General features: G+C 71.1%; 18 protein-coding genes. 14 read left to right on the plus strand and 4 right to left on the minus strand.

The window, feature by feature from the left end; all coding sequences use genetic code 11:
• Positions 1–2: 2 nt before the first annotated feature.
• Entirely contained in the window at positions 3–1,025 is a 1,023-nt protein-coding gene (locus AC07PU_RS36175) for an AEC family transporter (protein WP_398496524.1), read from the minus strand.
• 185 nt (positions 1,026–1,210) lie between these two features.
• Between AC07PU_RS36175 and AC07PU_RS36180 the strand changes: the two genes are divergently transcribed.
• The 4 genes from AC07PU_RS36180 to nadE are packed head-to-tail and all read left to right on the plus strand — an operon-like array spanning position 1,211 to position 5,781.
• The gene (locus AC07PU_RS36180) at positions 1,211–3,292 is read left to right on the plus strand and encodes an ATP-dependent helicase (protein WP_093353807.1); all 2,082 of its coding nucleotides are present in this window, start codon (positions 1,211–1,213) and stop codon (positions 3,290–3,292) included.
• Entirely contained in the window at positions 3,289–3,741 is a 453-nt protein-coding gene (locus tag AC07PU_RS36185; RefSeq protein WP_495322906.1) for a hypothetical protein, read from the plus strand. The genes AC07PU_RS36180 and AC07PU_RS36185 overlap by 4 nt, the downstream gene beginning before the upstream one ends.
• Positions 3,738–4,907, plus strand: a complete 1,170-nt coding sequence (locus tag AC07PU_RS36190) for a phospholipase A (protein WP_495322907.1) — start codon at positions 3,738–3,740, stop codon at positions 4,905–4,907. The genes AC07PU_RS36185 and AC07PU_RS36190 overlap by 4 nt, the downstream gene beginning before the upstream one ends.
• Positions 4,908–4,935: 28 nt before the next feature.
• On the plus strand, positions 4,936–5,781 hold the full coding sequence (gene nadE / locus AC07PU_RS36195; RefSeq protein WP_495322908.1) for an NAD(+) synthase: 846 nt from the start codon (positions 4,936–4,938) through the stop codon (positions 5,779–5,781).
• A 1-nt stretch (position 5,782) separates the two neighbouring features.
• On the opposite strand, the gene AC07PU_RS36200 is transcribed toward nadE, so the two are convergent.
• Complete coding sequence (locus AC07PU_RS36200) at positions 5,783–6,697, minus strand: helix-turn-helix transcriptional regulator (RefSeq protein WP_495322909.1); 915 nt, start codon at positions 6,695–6,697, stop codon at positions 5,783–5,785.
• 121 nt (positions 6,698–6,818) lie between these two features.
• Between AC07PU_RS36200 and AC07PU_RS36205 the strand changes: the two genes are divergently transcribed.
• Positions 6,819–7,610, plus strand: coding sequence for a fumarylacetoacetate hydrolase family protein (locus AC07PU_RS36205; RefSeq protein ID WP_057593206.1), 792 nt, complete (start codon positions 6,819–6,821; stop codon positions 7,608–7,610).
• Positions 7,611–7,614: 4 nt separating this feature from the next.
• Positions 7,615–8,157 carry a YbhB/YbcL family Raf kinase inhibitor-like protein gene (locus AC07PU_RS36210; protein WP_495322910.1) on the plus strand — a complete coding sequence of 181 codons (543 nt, stop codon included), beginning with the start codon at positions 7,615–7,617 and terminating at the stop codon, positions 8,155–8,157.
• 18 nt (positions 8,158–8,175) lie between these two features.
• On the opposite strand, the gene gntR is transcribed toward AC07PU_RS36210, so the two are convergent.
• Positions 8,176–9,210, minus strand: a complete 1,035-nt coding sequence (gene gntR / locus AC07PU_RS36215; RefSeq protein WP_495322911.1) for an HTH-type transcriptional regulator GntR — start codon at positions 9,208–9,210, stop codon at positions 8,176–8,178.
• A gap of 186 nt (positions 9,211–9,396) precedes the next feature.
• Here gntR and AC07PU_RS36220 point away from each other — a divergent pair, with 186 nt between their 5' ends.
• The 8 genes from AC07PU_RS36220 to AC07PU_RS36255 all read left to right on the plus strand — a co-directional run bounded on the left by AC07PU_RS36220 (position 9,397) and on the right by AC07PU_RS36255 (position 18,096).
• Positions 9,397–10,749 (plus strand): GntP family permease, encoded by a 1,353-nt coding sequence (locus tag AC07PU_RS36220; protein ID WP_093353792.1) that lies wholly within the window; start codon positions 9,397–9,399, stop codon positions 10,747–10,749.
• A gap of 13 nt (positions 10,750–10,762) precedes the next feature.
• On the plus strand, positions 10,763–12,322 hold the full coding sequence (gene gntK / locus AC07PU_RS36225) for a gluconokinase (protein WP_495322912.1): 1,560 nt from the start codon (positions 10,763–10,765) through the stop codon (positions 12,320–12,322).
• A 38-nt stretch (positions 12,323–12,360) separates the two neighbouring features.
• Positions 12,361–13,374: an AraC family transcriptional regulator gene (locus AC07PU_RS36230; RefSeq protein WP_296788880.1), complete on the plus strand. Its 1,014-nt coding sequence runs from the start codon at positions 12,361–12,363 to the stop codon at positions 13,372–13,374.
• A 59-nt stretch (positions 13,375–13,433) separates the two neighbouring features.
• Positions 13,434–13,637, plus strand: a complete 204-nt coding sequence (locus tag AC07PU_RS36235; RefSeq protein ID WP_296788882.1) for a hypothetical protein — start codon at positions 13,434–13,436, stop codon at positions 13,635–13,637.
• 240 nt (positions 13,638–13,877) lie between these two features.
• Positions 13,878–14,378 carry a pyridoxamine 5'-phosphate oxidase family protein gene (locus tag AC07PU_RS36240; protein WP_490880111.1) on the plus strand — a complete coding sequence of 167 codons (501 nt, stop codon included), beginning with the start codon at positions 13,878–13,880 and terminating at the stop codon, positions 14,376–14,378.
• Positions 14,379–14,392: 14 nt separating this feature from the next.
• Positions 14,393–16,636 carry a hypothetical protein gene (locus AC07PU_RS36245; protein WP_495322913.1) on the plus strand — a complete coding sequence of 748 codons (2,244 nt, stop codon included), beginning with the start codon at positions 14,393–14,395 and terminating at the stop codon, positions 16,634–16,636.
• A 19-nt stretch (positions 16,637–16,655) separates the two neighbouring features.
• Positions 16,656–17,282, plus strand: a complete 627-nt coding sequence (locus tag AC07PU_RS36250) for a helix-turn-helix domain-containing protein (RefSeq protein WP_495322915.1) — start codon at positions 16,656–16,658, stop codon at positions 17,280–17,282.
• A 52-nt stretch (positions 17,283–17,334) separates the two neighbouring features.
• Positions 17,335–18,096: a sulfite exporter TauE/SafE family protein gene (locus AC07PU_RS36255; protein WP_495322916.1), complete on the plus strand. Its 762-nt coding sequence runs from the start codon at positions 17,335–17,337 to the stop codon at positions 18,094–18,096.
• A gap of 10 nt (positions 18,097–18,106) precedes the next feature.
• On the opposite strand, the gene AC07PU_RS36260 is transcribed toward AC07PU_RS36255, so the two are convergent.
• Positions 18,107–18,739: a response regulator gene (locus AC07PU_RS36260; RefSeq protein WP_057593235.1), complete on the minus strand. Its 633-nt coding sequence runs from the start codon at positions 18,737–18,739 to the stop codon at positions 18,107–18,109.
• Positions 18,740–19,048: the final 309 nt, after the last annotated feature.

The raw sequence follows: 19,048 nt of genomic DNA on the forward strand, positions 1-19,048 counted from the left end.
CGTCACTTCAGCAGCCCCACCGCCAGCGGGAAGCTGAAGAAGGCCGCCACCGTCGTCCACAGGATGATCCGCGCGATGCGCCCGTTGTCGGCGCCGAAGCGCTCGGCCAGCATCGACACGTTGCTCGCGCTCGGCAACGCCGCCACCAGCACGATCGCCACCAGCGCCGGCCACGACAGCGGCAGGCCCAGCGCGATCGCCGCGAGCCCCAGGCCCCACACCAGCAGCGGGTGCGCGAGCAGCTTCACCAGCACCACCGGCAGCACGTCGGCCAGCGGCGCCTTCGGCAGGGGCCGCGCGCCGCTGCCCATGGCCTGGGCCACGGCCGCGCTCGCGCCGTGCTCGCGCGCCACCAGCGCCGAGCGCGCGAGCACCGCGCCGATGGTGAACAGGGCCACCGGCGAGGCGGCGTCGGCCAGCATCGCCACGGTGCGCTCCACCGGGCCCGGCAGCTTCCAGCGCGCGGCCGACAGCAGCACGCCGAGCAGGATCGACCACGGCATCGGATTGACCAGGATGCCGCGCAGCGCCTGGCGCGCGGCCTGCCGCGGCCCGTGGTGCGCCGCGCCCGGGCCCGCGCCGTCGAGCCGCGACAGCGCGATGCACAGCGAGGAGGTGACCACGAGGTCGAAGGCGATGGTGATGATCATCGGCCCGGCCGCCTGCGCGCCGAGGATGGCCACCAGCAGCGGCACGCCCATGAAGCCGGTGTTGGGGAAGGCCGCTACCAGCGCGCCGAAGGCGGCGTCGTTCCAGCCGATGCGCGCGTTGCGCGTGAATGCCACCACGCCGCCCACCACCGCCAGCGCGCTCAGGCCCCAGACCAGCGCGACGCTGCCGTCGAGCAGTTGCCCGATCGGCGTGCCGGCGCCGAAGCGCAGCAGCATGCAGGGCAGCGCGAAGTAGAGGACGAAGCTGTTGAGGCCGGGGATCGCATCGAGCGGGAGGATGCGGGCACGGGCGGCGCCGTAGCCGGCGGCGATCAACGCGAAGAAGGGAAAGGTAACGAGAAAGACGGGCAGCACGGCTCGATTGTCGCCGCCGGCCCCGGCCCTTCGCAGCAGGCTGCCGATGCCCCTTTACGGTGCGTTTACCGCGCTTCCCACATCGCGGTATCGGCCGACGCCGCGGCCCCTGCGGCCCCCGTATCATTGCCCGCTTTCGCGCCCGCCGCGCCCTGCGGCCCCTGCCGGCTCCCCTCCCCCTTTCCATGTCTCACGGTCTCAACCTCGCGCAACAAGAAGCGGTCAACTACATGCACGGCCCCTGCCTCGTGCTGGCGGGCGCGGGCTCGGGCAAGACGCGGGTGATCACGCACAAGATCGCGCGCCTGATCCAGGCCGGGCTCGAGCCCAAGCGGATCGCGGCCATCACCTTCACCAACAAGGCCGCCGCCGAGATGCGCGAGCGCGCCAAGGGACTGATCGGGCGCGATGCCAAGAAGGTGGTGATCTGCACCTTCCACGCGCTGGGCGTGCGCATGATGCGCGAGGACGGCGCGGTGCTGGGCCTGAAGTCGCAGTTCAGCATCCTCGATGCCGACGACGTGACCAAGATCCTCAAGGACGCGGGCGGCACCAGCGACCTGGCGACCGCGCGCATCTGGCAGTGGACCATCAGCAAGTGGAAGAACATGGGCCTGAACGCGGCCCAGGCCGAGGCCATCGCGGCCGACGACAACGAGCGCATCACGGCCACCATCATGGCGCGCTACGAGGAACGCCTGACCGCCTACCAGAGCGTGGACTTCGACGACCTGATCGGCATGCCGCTCAAGCTGCTGCGCGACTTCGAGGAGGTGCGCAGCAAGTGGCAGTCCACGCTGGGCCACATCCTGGTGGACGAATACCAGGACACCAACGCCACCCAGTACGAGGTGCTCAAGGCGCTGTCGGGCACGCGCGGCCACTTCACCGCGGTGGGCGACGACGACCAGTCGATCTACGGCTGGCGCGGCGCCACGCTCGACAACCTGCGCAAGCTGCCGGTCGACTATCCCACGCTCAAGGTCATCAAGCTCGAGCAGAACTACCGCTCGACCAGCGCCATCCTGCGCGCGGCCAACAACGTGATCGGCCCCAACCCCAAGCTGTTTCCGAAGACGCTGTTCTCCGAGCTCGGCGAAGGCGAGCCGGTGCGCGTGGTCGACTGCGACAGCGAGATGCACGAGGCCGAGCGCACGGTGGCGCGCCTCGTGAGCCTGCGCGAGACCTCGAGCCACAAGGAATTCCGCGACTTCGCGATCCTCTACCGCGCCAACCACCAAGCGCGCGTGTTCGAGCAGGCGCTGCGGCGCGCGCAGGTGCCCTACAAGGTCTCGGGCGGCCAGAGCTTCTTCGACCGCGCCGAGATCAAGGACCTTTGCGGCTGGTTCCGCCTGTGGGTCAACAACGACGACGATCCCGCGTTCCTGCGCGCCATCACCACGCCCAAGCGCGGCATCGGCCACACCACGCTGGCGGCGCTGGGCACCTTCGGCAGCCAGTACAAGCTGAGCCTGTTCGAGGCGCTGTTCTCCTCCTCGCTGCCCAGCGTGATGCCCAAGCGCGCGCTCGAAAGCCTGCACGAGTTCGGCCGCTACATCAACGACCTCGAATACCGCGCGCGCCAGACCATGGGCGCAGAGAACGCGCGGGCCTTCCTCGACACCTGGCTCAAGGAGATCGAGTACGAGAAGCACATCTACGACGGCGAGGACAGCGAGCAGGCCGCGGCCTCGCGCTGGACCAACGTGATGGAGTTCTGCGACTGGATGGCGCAGCGCTGCGGCGGCGAGCTCGACGACGCGGCCGGCGTCAACAACACCAGCGAGCCCAAGAGCCTGCTCGAGGTGGCGCAGACGATCTCGCTGCTGTCGACCATCAGCGAGCGCGAGCAGGACCAGAACGTGGTCACGCTCTCGACGCTGCACGCCTCCAAGGGCCTCGAGTGGCCGCACGTGATGCTGATCGGCTGCAACGAGGGCCTGCTGCCCTTCAAGCTCGACGACGACGACGGCCGCCAGCAGCAGGTCAGCGAGAGCACGCTCGAGCGGCTGCAGGAAGAGCGCCGGCTGATGTACGTGGGCATCACGCGCGCGCAGCGCAGCCTCGCGGTGAGCTGGACCAAGCGCCGCAAGAAGGGCCGCGAGATGGTGCTCGCGCAGCCCAGCCGCTTCATCGCCGAGATGGCGCTCGACAAGAGCACCACGCGCGAGGACCCGCGCGAGAAGCTCAAGGCCCTGCGCGCCGAGTTCGCGCGCAAGGCCCAGGAAGGCGCGGCCGCCGCGGCGGCTTCGTCGGCCGCGCCATGAAGCGCTTCGCTCGAGGCCTGGCCCTCGCGACCCTCGCCCTGCTGGCTTCGGCCGGCGCGCTCGCGCAGGGCAGCGCCTGCCCCGACAGCGTGCAGGACCTGCCGCCCGAGGCGCTCTACGGCCGCTGGGAAGCGCGCTTCGACGGCCTGCCGGCCGTGGCCGTCGTGCAACTGGCCCGGCATCCCGAATACGCCGGCGTGCGCGGCACCATCGCACGCCCCGCCGCCACCGGCCGGCCGGCCGCGGTATCGCAACTGGCGGGCGACATCGGCGACGACGGCACGCTGGCCATCGACGAATCGCTCGACGGCCGCAGCATCAGCGGCGTCTGGGTCGGCGCGATGGCGCCCGGCGGCTGCGGCCGCGAATTCCGCGGCACCTGGCGCGATGCCACCGATGAGAGCACGCATCCCTTCGTGCTGACGAAGAAGGAAGGGTCAGGGAAATGAACACCACCATGCAAGGCCGCCTGCGCGCGGTGCTGGCCACCGCGGCGCTGCTGCTGACCGGCGCCGCGCAGGCGCAGGCCGTCGACCAGCCCAAGAGCCCGCTGGCCGACAACCAGCTCACCTGGCAGAGCTGCGCCGCGCTCGGCACCGACAACGCCGCGCGGCTGGCCTGCTACGACCGCTGGTCACAGCAGCAGACGCTGCCCTCGGTGTCGGTGCCGGTCGCGCCGCCGGTGCTCGCCAACACCCAGCCCGCGCCGCCGGTCGACGGCTCGATCCCGGCCACGCGCGTGGTCTCGGTCGCCACCACCGAGGGCTGCCGCGACCGCCAGTACTCGGCGCTGTCGCGCTTCTGGGAACTCGAGAACGCCACCGACTGCGGCACCTTCGGCTTCCGCGGCTACCGGCCGCTCAACGTCTCGGTCTCGGCCGCCACCCACAAGCCCGACACGCCGACCTCGCCGTCGCCGGACCACACCGGCGACCCGGTGGCCTACCAGGCCAACGAGATGCGCATCGGCCTGTCGGTGCGCACCAAGCTCGCGCAGGGCCTGCTGACGCAGAACGACCCGATCAAGAAGGACTCGCTGTGGTTCGCCTACACCCAGCAGTCGACCTGGCAGCTGTTCAACGGCGCGATCTCGCGGCCCTTCCGCACCACCGACCACGAGCCCGAGCTGATGTATGTCTACCCGACCGACTTCAAGCTGCCGGGCGGCTGGCGCTGGCGCTACACCGGGCTGGGCATCGTGCACCAGTCGAACGGCCAGAGCCTGCCGCTGTCGCGCAGCTGGAACCGCGTCTACCTGATGGCCGGCGCCGAGCTCGACGACCGCTTCAGCATCACGGGCCGGATCTGGAAGCGCCTGTCGGAGAACCCGACCAAGGACGACAACCCCGACATCGCCGACTACATCGGCCGCGCCGAGGTCACCGGCCGCTGGAACCTCGACCGCAACAACACGCTGGGCATCACGGTGCGCAACAACCTGCGCGACAGCGGACGCGGCTCGGTGCGGCTCGAATGGCTCAAGGCGATCGGCGACCCGACCAAGAGCAACCTGCGCTTCCACACGCAGCTGTTCCACGGCTACGGCGACACGCTGGTGGACTACAACCGCAAGCGCACGGTGTTGAGCATCGGCCTGAGCCTGGTCGACTTCTGATGTCCGCGAACCCACGGAGACCTTGTCCATGAGCACCGAACTGTCCCCCGTCGACGCCACCCAGCGCGAGATCATCGCGGCGCTGTCCGTCGCCCCCGTGTTCGACGCCGCCGCCGAGCTCGAGCGGCGCGTCGAATTCCTCGCCGCCTACCTGCGCCGCACCGGTCTGTCGACCTACGTGCTGGGCATCAGCGGCGGCGTGGATTCGCTGACCGCCGGCTGCCTCGCGCAGCGCGCGGTCGAGCGGCTGCGCGCCGAGGGCCGCGCGGCCACCTTCATCGCGATGCGCCTGCCCTACGGCGTGCAGAAGGACGAGGCCGAGGCGCAGGCCTCGCTGGCCGTGATCCGCCCCGACCGCCTGCTGACGGTGGACGTACGGCCCGCGGCCGACGCGATGCTCGCGGCGCTCAAGGCCGGCGACCTCGCCTTCCGCGACGCGGCGCACGAGGACTTCGTGCTCGGCAACATCAAGGCGCGCCAGCGCATGATCGCGCAGTTCGCGGTGGCGGGCGCGCACAACGGCATCGTGATCGGCACCGACCACGCGGCCGAGGCGCTGATGGGCTTCTTCACCAAGTTCGGCGACGGCGCGGCCGACATCACGCCGCTGACCGGCCTCAACAAGCGCCGCGTGCGCGCGGTGGCGCAGCTGCTCGGCGCGCCCGATGCGCTGGTCTACAAGGTGCCCACGGCCGACCTCGAGTCGCTGGTGCCGGGCAAGCCCGACGAGGACGCCTTCGGCGTGACCTACGAGCAGATCGACGACTTCCTCGAAGGCAAGCCGGTGTCGGCCGCGGCGCGCGAGGTCATCCTGTCGACGCACCGCAAGAGCGCGCACAAGCGCGCGCTGCCGGTCGAGCCACCGGCGGCCTGAGCTACGGCCCGGGCCGCGCCGGCGACTGCGCGCGGAACTCGCGCGGCGTCAGCCCCATGTGCTGCCGGAAGCGCCGGCTGAAATAGACCGCGTCGGCGAAGCCGCATTGCCGCGCGATGTCGGCGATGCGGCCGTCCGAGGCCAGCAGCAGCTCGCGCGCGCGTTCCAGCCGCCGCTCGGTCACGAGCTCGGTGAAGGTGCGCTGGGTCTGCTTCTTCAGCAGGTGCGCGAGGTAGTTCGGCGACAGCATCGCGGCCGCGGCCGCGTCGTTGAGCGACATCTCCTCGCCCAGGTGCTCGCGCACGTAGTGCAGCACGCGCTGCAGCGCATCGCGCCGCGAGCTGTGGCCGCGATGGCGCGCCGCCTGCTCGTGCAGCGCCGCCTCGTGCCTTCGGCAGGCCAGCGAGAGCAGCTGCAGCAGGATGCCGCGGATCGCGCCGCCGGCCGCGAAGCGCCCTTCGCGGTTGAGCGCCGACAGCTCCTCGAGCCAGCCGAGGATGCGCGCGAAGTCCTCGGCCTCGAAGCGGAAGTCCACGTACTCCTGGAACAGGAAGGGCGCGAGCTCGGGATGGCGCGCGATCGGCACCTCCTCGAGATCGAGCGGCTCGACCGCCAGCTCGGGCCAGAGGAAGGACTGGTCGAAGTTGACGATGGCGTAGCGCGCGCCCGGCGGATGCGGCACCACGTGCAGCCGGTACGGCAGCACGAAGCTCAGGCAGCCCGCGCCGAAGGGCCGCGCGGCGCCGCCGATCAATTGCTGCGACTCGCCCTCGATGCCGACCTGGATCTGGAAGTACTCGTGGCGGTGCGGGCGCGCGAGCACGTCGCGCGCGCCCTCGAAGCGGATGTCGAAATCGAGGTGGTCGGCGCGCTCCTGCATGCCGTAGAGGCGATGGCTCGAGGTCGAAGCGGGCATCGCGCGATGGTACGCCCGGGCCCCGGGTGTTGCCTGCGTCCTGCTTTTGCGTAGATGCGTGCGCAAGCGCGCGCATGCGCTCTCCCAGAATCGTCTGGCTACTACCGAAGGAGACCCCTGCATGAGCAATTCCTCCCGCCGCGGCCTGCTGGCCGGCGCCGCCATGGCCACCGGCGCCATCGCCGGCTGCGCGCTGCCCGCGGGCGCCGCGCGCAACGCGAAGACGCCGTTCGACGTGCCCGCCGCGACCATCCCGATCGCCGGCAGCGACCAGGTGTTTCCGGTGCGCCGCATCTACTGCATCGGCCGCAACTACGCCGCGCATGCGCGCGAGATGGGCTCCGACCCGACGCGCGAGCCGCCCTTCTTCTTCCAGAAGCCGGCCGACGCGGTGCAGGTGGTGCTGCCCGGCACCGTGGCCGACCACCCCTATCCCACGCTGACGAAGAACTACCACTACGAGGCCGAGCTCGTGGTGGCGCTCGGCAAGGGCGGGCGCGACGTCTCGATCGACGATGCGCTCGGCCTGGTCTACGGCTACTCGCTGGGCCTGGACATGACGCGGCGCGACCTGCAGCGCGGCATGGGCGACCAGAAGAAGCCCTGGGAGATCGGCAAGAGCTTCGACCATTCGGCGCCCGTGGGCCCGATCCATCCGGTGGCGCAGGTCGGCCACTTCAGCGACGGCGCGATCTGGCTCAAGGTCAACGGCGAGACGAAGCAGAGCGCCACGCTCAAGCACATGATCTGGTCGGTGGCCGAGCAGATCAGCCGGTTGTCGCAGGCCTTCGAGCTGCAGCCCGGCGACATCATCTACGCGGGCACGCCCGAGAACGTGGGCCCGGTGGTGCGCGGCGACCTGATCGAGATCCACATCGACGGGCTGCCGAACCTGTCGGTCAAGGTGGTCTGAAGCCATGAAGAACACACGCATCCTCTGCACGGCCCTGCTGGCCGTCCTCGCGCTCGGCGCCCAGGCCGCGGGCATGAAGGTCACGTCGAGCGCCTTCGCCGACGGCGCGACCATGCCGAAGATCCACGCGGGCGACGCACCGGGCTGCGGCGGCCAGGGCGTATCGCCGCCCGTGGCCTGGAGCGACCTGCCCGCGGGCACGCGCTCGGTCGCGGTGCTGATGAGCGATCCCGATGGCGGCAAGGGCCTCGGCGTCTCGCACTGGGTGGCCTACAACATCCCGGCCGCCAAGGGCCAGTTGCGGCAGGGCGAGGGCCAGGTGGCGAACACCGAGTTCAGCGTCGGCAAGAACGTGGCCGGCGCCCTCGCCTACCGCGGCATGTGCCCGCCGGCCGGCGACCTGCCGCACCACTACGTGCTGACGGTGATCGCCACCGAGGCCGAACCGGGCTCGCTGCCCGAGGGCCTGACGCGCGACGAACTGCTGGCGGCGCTCAAGGGCCGCACGCTGATGGGCCAGAGCGTGGTGGGCCTCTACGGGCAGTGAGCGACACGGCGCGGCGGCTCAGCTGCTCTGCCGCACCACGAGCTCGAAGCCCAGGTCCACGGTGCGTGCGTCCGCCAGGGGCTCGTCGCGCATCAGCGCGAGCAGCATGCCGGCCGCGCGCTCGCCGATCTCGCGGCGCGGCGTGCGCACGGTGGTCAGCGGCGGCAGCATCTGGTCGCTGCCGCCGAGGTCGTTGAAGCCCGCGATCGCCACGCGTTGCGGCACCGGCACACCGGTGCGCAGCGCGGCCAGCAGCCCACCCTGGGCGAGGTCGTCGTTGCAATAGAAGATCGCGTCGAGGTCCGGATGGCGCGCCAGCAGTTCCTCGAACTGGCGCCCGCCGAGCGCGAGCGAGGTGGGCCCGGGCGTCAGCAGCTCGAGCGCCGGGTCGTGGCAGCCGGCCGCGCGCAGCGCCTCGCGGTAGCCGGCCAGGCGCTGCAGCACGCGCGGATCGAGCTGGCCCGCGGCATAGGCGATGCGGCGGCGGCCGCGCGCGAGCAGGTGCTCGACGATGGCGCGGCCCGCGTCCTGCTGCGAGAAGCCCACGCTGTGGATGCCGGGCGCCTCCGAGGTCTCCATCAGGTGCACGCAGGGCGCGTCGCTGGCCTCGAGCAGGCGCGTGGCGCCCGCGCTGCGGTCGAAGCCGGTCAGCAAGAGGCCAGCGGGCCGCTGCGAGAGGTAGCTGCGCAGCAGCGCCTCCTCCTGCGCGGGGTCGTAGTGGGTCACGCCGATCAGCGACTGGAAGCCGTGCGGCGCCAGCGTGTCCTGCACCGCCTCGAGCAGCTCCACGAACAGCTGGTTGGTCAGCGACGGGATCAGCACCGCCACGTGCGAGCTGCGCGCCGAGGCCAGCGCGCGCGCTGCCACGTTGGGCACGTAGCCGAGCGCGTCGACCGCGGCCTGCACCCGCGCCTTCAGGTCGGGCGCCACGTTGCGCGCGCCGCGCAGCGCGCGCGAGACGGTGATCGGGCTCACGCCCGAGACGCGCGCCACGTCGTCGAGGGTCACGCGGCTGGAAGAACGGGAGCGCGGGCGCTCGGGGGCATCGGCCATGGCGAAATCTAGGGTTACTACCAGTCCGGGATTGGACAGCGCTGTCCTAGGATAGCGCTGTCCCGGCCCTTGCCGCCTCGGAAAAACCCGAGGATGCTTCACAGGCTGGTTTTTTTGGGTTGTGCAGGATAGCGCTATCCCGACCCCGCCGGCCGCCTTTGCAGCGCCCGGCTTCAGGAGACAGACATGTTCGGAATGAGCAAAGAGGTGTTCCTGCTCGTCGACGCCCTGGTGGCGATCCTCGGGCTCATCCTTCTGATCACGCGCTGGCGCGTGCACCCCTTCATCGCGCTGACCCTGGCCGCGGGCTTCCTCGGCCTGACCTCGGGCATGCCGGTGGACCTGGTGATGAAGTCCTTCCAGGACGGCTTCGGCGGCGTGCTGGGCTTCGTGGGCATCGTGCTCGGCCTGGGCACCATGCTCGGCAAGATGATGGCCGAGTCGGGCGGCGCCGACCGCATCGCGCGCACGCTGATCGACGCCTTCGGCAAGGAGCGCGTGCACTGGGCGATGATGTTCGCGGCCTTCCTGGTCGGCATCCCGCTGTTCTTCGAGATCGGCTTCGTGCTGCTGATCCCGCTGGTGTTCATCGTGGCGCGGCGCACCGGCGTGTCGCTGATCCGCATCGGCATTCCGCTGTTGGCAGGCCTGTCGGTGGTGCACGGCCTGGTGCCGCCGCATCCGGGGCCGCTGCTGGCCATCGGCGTGTTCGGCGCCGACATCGGCAAGACCATCTTCTACGGCCTGATCGTCGGCCTGCCCACCGCGATGATCGCGGGCCCGATCTTCGGCAAGTTCATCTCGAAGTACGTGCCCGGCGAGGCCTCGCCCGAGCTGCTCGAGCAGCTGGCGCGCGAGCCCGAGGCGCGCGAGCTGCCGGGCTTCGGCGTCACGCTGCTGACGGTGCTGCTGCCCGTGGGCCTGATGCTGCTGAAGACCTTCGCCGACGTGGCGCTGGACGAGAAGAACATCGTGCGCCAGTGGATGGACTTCATCGGCCACCCGATCACCGCGCTGCTGGCGGCGCTGCTGCTGTCGCTCTACACCTTCGGCTTCGCACGCGGCTTCACGAGCAAGCAGATCATGAAGTTCGTCGACGACAGCCTGGCGCCCACGGCGGCCATCGTGCTGATCATCGGCGCGGGCGGCGGCTTCAAGCAGATGCTGGTGGCCAGCGGCGTGGGCAACGCGATCGGCCACATGGCGCTGAACGCGCAGGTCTCGCCGATCCTGCTGGCCTGGCTGGTCGCGGGCCTGATCCGCATCGCCACCGGCTCGGCCACGGTCGCCACCATCACGGGCGCGGGCATCGTCGCGCCGCTGGCCACCATGGTGCCGGGCGTGAACCGCGAGCTGCTGGTGCTGGCCACGGGCGCGGGTTCGCTGATCCTGTCGCACGTCAACGACGCGGGCTTCTGGCTGGTCAAGCAGTACTTCAACATGACGGTGGCCGAGACCTTCAAGACCTGGACCGTGATGGAAACGCTGATCTCGGTCGTGGCCATCGTCTTCATCATGCTGCTGAGCATGGTGGTCTGAGGAGGAAGCACCCATGGGCCGCACCGTCATCGGCGTCGACATCGGAACCACCAGCACCAAGGCCGTGGCCTTCACGCCCGCGGGGCGCGTGCTGGCCCACCACGCGGTCGGCTACCCGCTGCTGCAGCCCGAGGCCGGCGCCGCCGAGCAGGATCCCGAGCAGATCTTCCAGGCCGTGCTCGCGGCCATCGCGGGCTGCGTGCAGGAGAGCAAGGCCGCGCCCGCCGACGTGCTCGCCGTGTCCTTCAGCGCGGCCATGCACAGCCTGATCCTGGTCGACGGCGCGGGCGCGCCGCTCACGCCCAGCATCACCTGGGCCGACCAGCGCGCCGCGCCCTGGGCCGAGCGCATCCGCGACGAATGGGACGGCCTGGCGATCTACCGCCGCACCGGCACGCCGATCCATCCGATGTCGCCGCTGGCCAAGCTGGTGTGGCTGCGCCACGAGCGCGCCGAGCTGTTCGCGCGCGCCGAGCGCTTCGTCGGCATCAAGGAGTACATGTTCTTCCGGCTGTTCGGCCAATGGCAGGTCGACCACTCGATCGCCTCGGCCACGGGCCTGTTCAACATCGAGCGGCTGGCCTGGGACGAGGGCGCGCTCGCGCTGGCCGGCGTGCGCGCCGAGCAGCTCTCGCGCCCGGTGCCCACCACCTGGCACATCGAGGGCCTGGCGGCCGACGTGGCGGCGAAGCTCGGCCTGGCCGAGCACACGCCCTTCGTGATCGGCGCCAACGACGGCGTGCTGTCGAACCTCGGCGTCAACGCGGTCTCGCCCGGCGAGGTGGCCGTGACCATCGGCACCAGCGGCGCGATGCGCACCGTGGTCGACCATCCGATGACCGACCCCGAGGGCCGCACCTTCTGCTATGCGCTGGCCGAGCGGCGCTGGGTGGTGGGCGGTCCGGTGAACAACGGCGGCATCATCCTGCGCTGGGTGCGCGACGAGTTCGCCGCGGCCGAGGCCGAGACCGCCAAGCGCCTGGGCATCGACACCTACGAGGTGCTCACGCGCATCGCCGAGCGCGTGTCGGCCGGCAGCGAGGGACTGGTGTTCCATCCCTTCCTCACCGGCGAGCGCGCGCCCTACTGGAACGCCAACCTGCGCGGCTCCTTCTTCGGCCTGGGCATCCACCACCGCAAGGAGCACATGATCCGCGCGGTGCTCGAGGGCGTGATCTTCAACCTGCACAGCATCCTGCCGGCGGTCGAGGCGATCGCGGGCCGCAGCGCCCACATCAAGGCCACGGGCGGCTTCGCGCGCTCGGGCATGTGGCGCCAGATGATGGCCGACGTGTTCGACCGCGAGGTGGTGGTGCCCGAGAGCTTCGAGAGCTCCTGCCTCGGCGCCGCGGTGCTGGGCCTCTATGCGCTGGGCCATGTCGATTCGCTCGACGTGGTGGCGGGCATGGTCGGCGCCACGCACCGCCACACGCCCAATGCGAAGAACGCCGCGCTCTACCGGCAGCTGCTGCCGGTGTACCTCTCGCTGCCGCGCAAGCTCGGCGAGGAATACCGGCTGCTGGCCGCGTTCCAGCAGCAGACGGCCGCGCCGCCGCCGCCGCGCCGCGGTTGACGCGGCCCCACCCTCGAACGTCCGTTGGAGATTCGGTCTTGCTGAACACGATCCCCCCGGCCTCCGCCTCCCGCGCCCACACGCCCAGCGCGCCGCGCCCCAAGCTGCCGCTGCCCGCGGTGGCACCGCGCCCGCGCGGCGGCGCGCGCGCCCGCGCACTCGATGCACGACGCAACGCGGCCGCCGCCGCGCCCGAGCCGGCCGACACGCGCGTCACCCTCCACTGCGAAAGCTCGCCCACCTCGTCGGCCCGCAGCCAGGAAACGAACTGCCTGCACGAGCACGAGCTGCACCTGATCGGCGCCGCGCCCGCGCGCCTGCGCGTGGGCCAGGGCCTCGACGAGGAAACCCATCGCTTCGCGCCCGGCAGCCTGGTGCTGCTGGGACCGCGGCTGCCGCACAGCCTCGCGTTCGAGCACCACCCGCTGCACGGCGGCGGCAATGCGGGCGGCCTGGTGCTGCGCTTCGGCGACGAGCCGCTGCGCCGCGGCATGGAGCTGTTTCCCGAACTGCGCGACGCCGCGCCGCTGCTGGCGCGCGCGCGGCAGGGCGTGCATTTCGTGGGCCTGGGCGAAGGCATCGTCTCGCGGCTGCGGCGCATCGAGATGCTGCAGGGCCTGGCGCGCTTCGCCGAATTCACGGTGCTGCTCAACGAGCTCTCGCAGTGGTCCGAGTACCGGCTGCTGGCCGACGCCGCCTTCACCGACGATTCGCTCGGCGAGCATGGCGCCGCGCTGCGCATCCACAAGGCGCTCGACCACATCCGCGACAACTATGCCGAGGGGCTGTCGCTGGCCGAGGTGGGCGCCATCGTCGGCATGCGCGAGAACGCCTTCTCGCGCAGCTTCCGCCGCGCCACCGGCCAGACCTTCACCGATTTCGTGATCGGCCTGCGCGTGGCGCGCGCCTGCCGCCTGCTGGCCTCCACGCGCCAGCACGTGAGCAGCATCTGCTACGAGGTGGGCTTCAACAACATCTCGAACTTCAACCGGCATTTCCGCCGCATCAAGGGCATGACGCCCGGCGAGTTCCGCGCCGCGGCGCGCAGCTGAGGAAGATTCGTCGCCCACGGCCTACAGACAGGGCCCGCCGATCGGATCAAGGTCGGGCCATGACACATCCGATCGAACTCATCGTGGACGAGCCGGCACCCGGATCCTTTGTCTGGCGCCTGCTCGAGACCGACGACAGCGGGGGTCATCCCCGCGTGCTGCGCAGCGCCTTCGACCCTGCCGACAGCTACGAAGTGGCGCTCGCGACCGGCGAGCGCGCGCTGCACAGCGAAATACGCCAGCGCGCGGCCGCCGCGGCCTGAGCGCGCTGCGTCTTCTCTCTTCCTGGATCGGCGGGCTCGCGCGGCCCGCGGCGCAGGGCTGCGCCGCACCGGCTCGCGATCGCACCCCGCCCGCTGTCGGCATCGGATGACATGGCCGTGCGCCGTGTGACCGCGCGACAGCCCGAGCTCGCACCGTACGGTAGTCCTCAGACATCGGCACTTCGCCGGTCGATCCCCCGCTTTTTTTCTTCCATCCCTTTCGTCTTGAAGGAGACCTCCATGACCGCCACCACCACCGATCAAAGCAAGCTCTGGGACCTGATCAAGGACACGCGCTACGGCATGCTCACGCACCGCCACGGCGACGGCCAGCTGCACAGCCATCCGCTGACCACGCAGAACAAGGACGGCGACGAGGCCGGCACGCTCTACTTCTTCGTGCCGAAGAACGGCGACATCGCGCGCCACGTCGCGAGCGACCCGGTCGTGAACATCGCCTATGCCAACACCGACAGCGACAGCTACGTGTCGATCTCGGGCCGTGCCGAACTGCGAGAGGACGCCGCCAAGAAGCGCGCGCTGTTCAGCAAGATGGTCGAGGCCTGGTTCCCGAAGGGCGTGGACGATCCCAACCTCGGCCTGCTGGCCGTGAACGTGGTCGAGGCCGAGTACTGGGACGTGGACGACAGCAAGATGGTCCAGCTCTACAAGATGGCCAAGGCCGCCCTCACCGGCGAGCCGCCGAAGAACCTCGGCGAGCACAAGAAGGTCGCGGTCTGAGGGCAGCCGGAGCGATGACAGAGGCAACGACCGCACAAGCCGCCGGCACGCCCGGCGCCACGGCCCCCTCGCCGGCACCGCATCGCTGGCAGTTCATGCGCGCCGGCGGCGTCGACCAGGTGGTGTTCCGCAGCGGCGAGGACATCGCGCGCATCGCCGAGCTCGACCAGAAGCTCTGGGTCGCGCTGGCCTGTCCCACGCGCGGCATCGACTTCGATCCGCGCACGCTGGACCTGATCGACACCGACCGTGACGCTCGCGTGCGCCCGCCCGAGGTGATCGCGGCCTGCCAGTGGGCCTGCGAGCGGCTGCGCAGCGCCGACGTGCTGCTCTCGGGCGGCGGCGCGCTGTCGCTCGACGACCTCGACGGCGCGAAGGCGCCCGGCGCCGAACTCGCGAAGGAGGGCCGGCGCATCCTCGACCTGCTCGGCCGGAAAGACACGAACACGCTCACGCTGGCCGACATCTCCGACCGCGGCGAATGGCTGGCCGCGATGCGCTTCAACGGCGACGGCGTGGTGACGCCCGAGACCGCCGAGGACGAGGCGCTGCGCGCGACCATCGCCGAGGCGATGCGCAGCCACGGCAGCACGCCCGACCGCCACAAGCAGACCGCCGGCATCGACCGCGCGCGCGCCGAAGCCTTCATGGCCGACGCGGCCGCCATGCGCGACTGGTACGCCAAGGGCGCCGACGCCGCGCTGCTGGCGCTCGGCGACCGCACGCTGGCCGCGGCCGAGGCCATGCGCAAGGTGGCGGCCAAGATCGACGATTTCTTCGCGCGCTGCCGCGTGGCCGCCTACGACGTGCAGGCCGTGACGGCGCTCAACCCCTCCGCCGAGGCCTACGACGCGCTCGCTGGCCACACGCTCGACGCCAACGCGCATCCGATCGCCGAGCTGCCGCTGGCGCCGATCACGCCGCACCGTTCGCTGCCGCTGCGCGGCACCAGCCTCAACCCGGCCTGGGCCGAGGCCATCGCGGTCTTCGCGCGCGACGCGGTGACGCCGCTGCTCGGCGCGCGCGACACGCTCGAGGACGACGAATGGCAGGCACTGCGCCAGCAGCTCGGCGCCTGCGATGACTGGATCGCGTCGCGGCCGGCCAATGCGCTCGCGGGCCTGTCGCACGAACGCATCGAGGCGCTGCTCGCCACGCGCGAAGCCCTGCTCGCGCTGATCGCCGAGGACGAGGCGGCCGAGAGCCACAACAAGCTGCTGGTCGATCTCGAGAAGCTGCTGCGGCTGCAGCGCGACCTCAAGCTGCTGCTCGACAACTTCGTCTCGTTCAAGGCCTTCTACCGGCGCGAGGGCGCGATCTTCCAGGCCGGCACGCTCTACCTCGACGGGCGCAGCTGCGAGCTCACGGTGCAGGTGCAGGACACGGCCAAGCACGCGGTGCTCGCGGGCCTGGCGAAGACCTGCCTGGCCTACTGCGACTGCACGCGGCAGGGGCAGAAGATGAGCATCGTCGCGGCCTTCACCGCGGGCGACGTGGACTTCCTGTTCGTCGGCCGCAACGGCGTGTTCTACGACCGCCAGGGCCGCGACTGGGACGCCACCATCACCAAGCTGATCGAGAACCCGACCAGCGTGGCGCAGGCCTTCTTCGCGCCCTACAAGAAGTTCGTCCGCATGATCGAGGAACAGGTGGCCAAGCGCGCGGCCGCGAGCGAGGCCGGCTCGCAGACGGCGCTGCAGTCGCTGGCCGGCAAGGTCGCGACCGCCGACCAGGCCGCGGGTGCCGATCCCACGAAGGCGCCGGCCAAGCCGCCGCTGCCCGCCACCAGCCGCGTCGATGTCGGCACGGTGGCCGCGATCGGCGTGGCGCTCGGCAGCATCAGCGCGGTGCTGGTCGGCATCTTCGGCAAGTTCATCGACCTGGGGCAGTGGATCCCGGTGGCGCTGATCGGCATCGTGATCGCGATCTCGGGCCCGAGCATGCTGATCGCCTGGCTCAAGCTGCGCCAGCGCAGCCTGGGGCCGATCCTCGATGCCAGCGGCTGGGCCATCAACGGCCGCATGAAGGTCAACGTGCGGCTCGGCGGCATGCTGTCGCAGACCGCGCACGTGCCGCCGGGCGCACGGCGGATCGCGCCCGATCCCTACCGCGAGCGGCACGGGCTCACGGGTGCGGTGGCGGCCGTCTGCATCGTCGGCGCGGTGGCCGTGCTGGCCTGGCGCATGGACTGGCTCGACGAGCGGCTGCCGCCGCAGCTGCAGCACGACCCGGCCGCGGCGAGCGCACCGGGCGCCTGAGCGCGCCAATAATCGGGCCATGACCCCGCCCGATGCCGTCCCGCCCTGCTGGCACTACGCGCCGGCGCCGCACGACGGCGTCGAGCTCGCCCACTGGCAGGGCACGCAGGTGCCGCTGCTGCAGCCGCACTTCCATCGCCAGACGCAACTGAGCTTCGTGCTGCGCGGCAGCCGCGTCGTCGAGGCCGGCGGCCAGCGCTTCGAACTGCGGGCCGGCGACTGCCTCGCGATCCCTGCGGGCGTGGCGCACCGCGGCCTCGCGCACACGCACGCGGGCACGGTCTGCCTCAACGTCTACGCGCCGGCCGCGCGCACGGGTGCGGCCTGCGTGCTCGACGGCCAGGCGCTCGATGCGCTCGAGTGGCACGAACCGGTGTCGAGGATCGCGCGGCGGCTCGGCCTGGGCCGCGAAGCCTTCACGCGCCGCTTCGCCGCGCAGACCGGGCTGCCGCCGCATGCCTGGCGGCTGGTCGACCGGCTCAACGTCGCGCGCGAGCGGCTGCGCGGCGATGCCGAGCTGGCGGATCTCGCGCTCGAGCTGGGCTTCACCGACCAGAGCCACCTGGGCCGCCACTTCCGCCGCGTGTTCGGCGTGTCGCCGGGCCGCTACCGGCGCGGCATGCGGCCTCCCTCACAAACGTCCTAGATCGAAGCCGCGCGCGTTCCTAGCATCCCGTCTTTTGCACGGGAGGTGGGCGATGGAACCGAGGGTCATGGCGCTGCTGTTCGCGGCCGGCGTGGTGGGCGGCGTGGTCAATGCGATCGCGGGCGGCGCCACGCTGATCACCTTCCCGGCCATGCTCGCGGCCGGCCTGCCGCCGGTGGTGGCCAATGCATCGAACGCGGTCGCGATCTCGCCGGGCCATCTGCTCGCCGCGGTGGCCGACCGCGAGAAGCTGCCCGCGGCCGATCGCCGGCTCGCGCTTTCGCTGGCCGCCGCCACGCTGGGCGGCATCGCGGGCGCGCTGCTGCTGCTCGCGCTGCCCGAGGCCGCGTTCCTGCAGCCGGTGCCGCTGCTGATCGGCCTCGCGACCGCGCTGTTCGCGTTCGCGCCGCGGATCCAGGCCTGGGCCGCGCGGCGGCGCGAGGGCGCGGCGCCGAATGCGCTCGCGGGCACGGCCGCGCTCACGGCCGTCTCGGTCTATGGCGGCTTCTTCGGCGCGGGACTCGGCGTGATGCTCAGCGCGCTGCTGGCGATCGAGGACCCCGACGACATCCGGCGCGTGAAGGTGATGAAGAACCTGCTGGCCACGGCCGTCAGCCTGGCGGCGATCGTGATCTTCATCGCGCGCGGCACGGTGCACTGGCAGGCCACGCTCGCGATGCTTGCGGGCGCGCTGCCCGGCGGCTGGGCCGGCGGTCAGCTGGTGCGGGTGCTGCCCGCGCAGGCGGTGCGGCGCGTGGTGATCGCGGCCGGCCTCTTCATGAGCGCGTACTACGCGGCGCGCATCTGGTTCTGAAGCCGCGGCTTCAATCGATCAGCTGCGCCTTCATCGCGTAGTAGGTCAGGTCGCTGTTGGTGTTGAGGTGCAGCTTCTCGAGCAGCCGCGTGCGGTAGGTGCTCACGGTCTTGACCGACAGCGACAGCGCGTCGCCGATGCTGCCCACCGATTCGCCCTTGGCCAGCTTGAGGAACACCTGGAACTCGCGCTCCGACAGGTGCTTGTGCGGCGGCGCATCGTCCTTGCGGTCGAGCTGGTTGGCGAGGATCTCGGCCACCGAGGGCGTGATGTAGCGCCGGCCCAGCGCCACGGTGCGGATCGCGTTGGCGATCTCCTCGGGCTCGCAGTCCTTGTTGAGGTAGCCCGAGGCGCCCTGGCGGATCAGGTTCACCGCATAGTGCTCCTCGGGGTAGGCGCTCAGCACGAGGATGCCGAGGTCCGGGGCTTTCGCACGGATCATGCCGAGCGCGTCGATGCCGCTCTGGCCGGGCATCGAGAGGTCCATCAGCAGCACGTCGAGCTCGGTGGTGCGCACGAGGTCGATCGCCTCGCGGCCCGACGAGGCCTCGCCGGCGACGCGGAATTCGACGAAACCCGAGAACAGCGCCTTGAGGCCCTCGCGAACCACGGCATGGTCATCCACTATTCCGATCTTGATCATGATGCGTTTCTCCTGGTCCATTCACATGAGGCGCCCGGAATTCGGGCAGGGCGCAACGATGCCATAGCGAAGGCCCGTGCGGCAGGCCTCGCACCCAACACGGGCCCTTGTCCTGCACGGGAATGGAACGGCGTCTTGCGCGATCGCCGGACTGCGCCGACACGGCGCTGCCTCCGGGTGCGAAAAGGGTAGGAAGCGAGGAATTCCTTGGCGTTCGCCGCGGCCTCCCGCATGGGCCCGGCCTTCGAGTGCGCGGCGCATTCCCCGCGCCCGCACGCGGTGCCGTCCGACAGACGCATCCTCTTACGC

The sequence above is a fragment of the Variovorax sp. GW821-FHT10D07 genome (genome assembly GCF_059415325.1).

What these genes read in the sequence shown, in the direction of transcription:
- AC07PU_RS36210 (WP_495322910.1), top strand. Translation starts at nt 7,615, where the DNA reads ATGAAGAACACACGCATCCTCTGCACGGCCCTGCTGGCCGTCCTCGCG.
- AC07PU_RS36250 (WP_495322915.1), top strand. Translation starts at nt 16,656, where the DNA reads ATGACCCCGCCCGATGCCGTCCCGCCCTGCTGGCACTACGCGCCGGCG.
- gntR (WP_495322911.1), bottom strand. Translation starts at nt 9,210, where the DNA reads ATGGCCGATGCCCCCGAGCGCCCGCGCTCCCGTTCTTCCAGCCGCGTG.
- AC07PU_RS36185 (WP_495322906.1), top strand. Translation starts at nt 3,289, where the DNA reads ATGAAGCGCTTCGCTCGAGGCCTGGCCCTCGCGACCCTCGCCCTGCTG.
- AC07PU_RS36245 (WP_495322913.1), top strand. Translation starts at nt 14,393, where the DNA reads ATGACAGAGGCAACGACCGCACAAGCCGCCGGCACGCCCGGCGCCACG.
- gntK (WP_495322912.1), top strand. Translation starts at nt 10,763, where the DNA reads ATGGGCCGCACCGTCATCGGCGTCGACATCGGAACCACCAGCACCAAG.
- AC07PU_RS36255 (WP_495322916.1), top strand. Translation starts at nt 17,335, where the DNA reads ATGGAACCGAGGGTCATGGCGCTGCTGTTCGCGGCCGGCGTGGTGGGC.
- AC07PU_RS36220 (WP_093353792.1), top strand. Translation starts at nt 9,397, where the DNA reads ATGTTCGGAATGAGCAAAGAGGTGTTCCTGCTCGTCGACGCCCTGGTG.
- AC07PU_RS36190 (WP_495322907.1), top strand. Translation starts at nt 3,738, where the DNA reads ATGAACACCACCATGCAAGGCCGCCTGCGCGCGGTGCTGGCCACCGCG.
- AC07PU_RS36235 (WP_296788882.1), top strand. Translation starts at nt 13,434, where the DNA reads ATGACACATCCGATCGAACTCATCGTGGACGAGCCGGCACCCGGATCC.
- AC07PU_RS36205 (WP_057593206.1), top strand. Translation starts at nt 6,819, where the DNA reads ATGAGCAATTCCTCCCGCCGCGGCCTGCTGGCCGGCGCCGCCATGGCC.
- AC07PU_RS36260 (WP_057593235.1), bottom strand. Translation starts at nt 18,739, where the DNA reads ATGATCAAGATCGGAATAGTGGATGACCATGCCGTGGTTCGCGAGGGC.
- nadE (WP_495322908.1), top strand. Translation starts at nt 4,936, where the DNA reads ATGAGCACCGAACTGTCCCCCGTCGACGCCACCCAGCGCGAGATCATC.
- AC07PU_RS36180 (WP_093353807.1), top strand. Translation starts at nt 1,211, where the DNA reads ATGTCTCACGGTCTCAACCTCGCGCAACAAGAAGCGGTCAACTACATG.
- AC07PU_RS36200 (WP_495322909.1), bottom strand. Translation starts at nt 6,697, where the DNA reads ATGCCCGCTTCGACCTCGAGCCATCGCCTCTACGGCATGCAGGAGCGC.
- AC07PU_RS36240 (WP_490880111.1), top strand. Translation starts at nt 13,878, where the DNA reads ATGACCGCCACCACCACCGATCAAAGCAAGCTCTGGGACCTGATCAAG.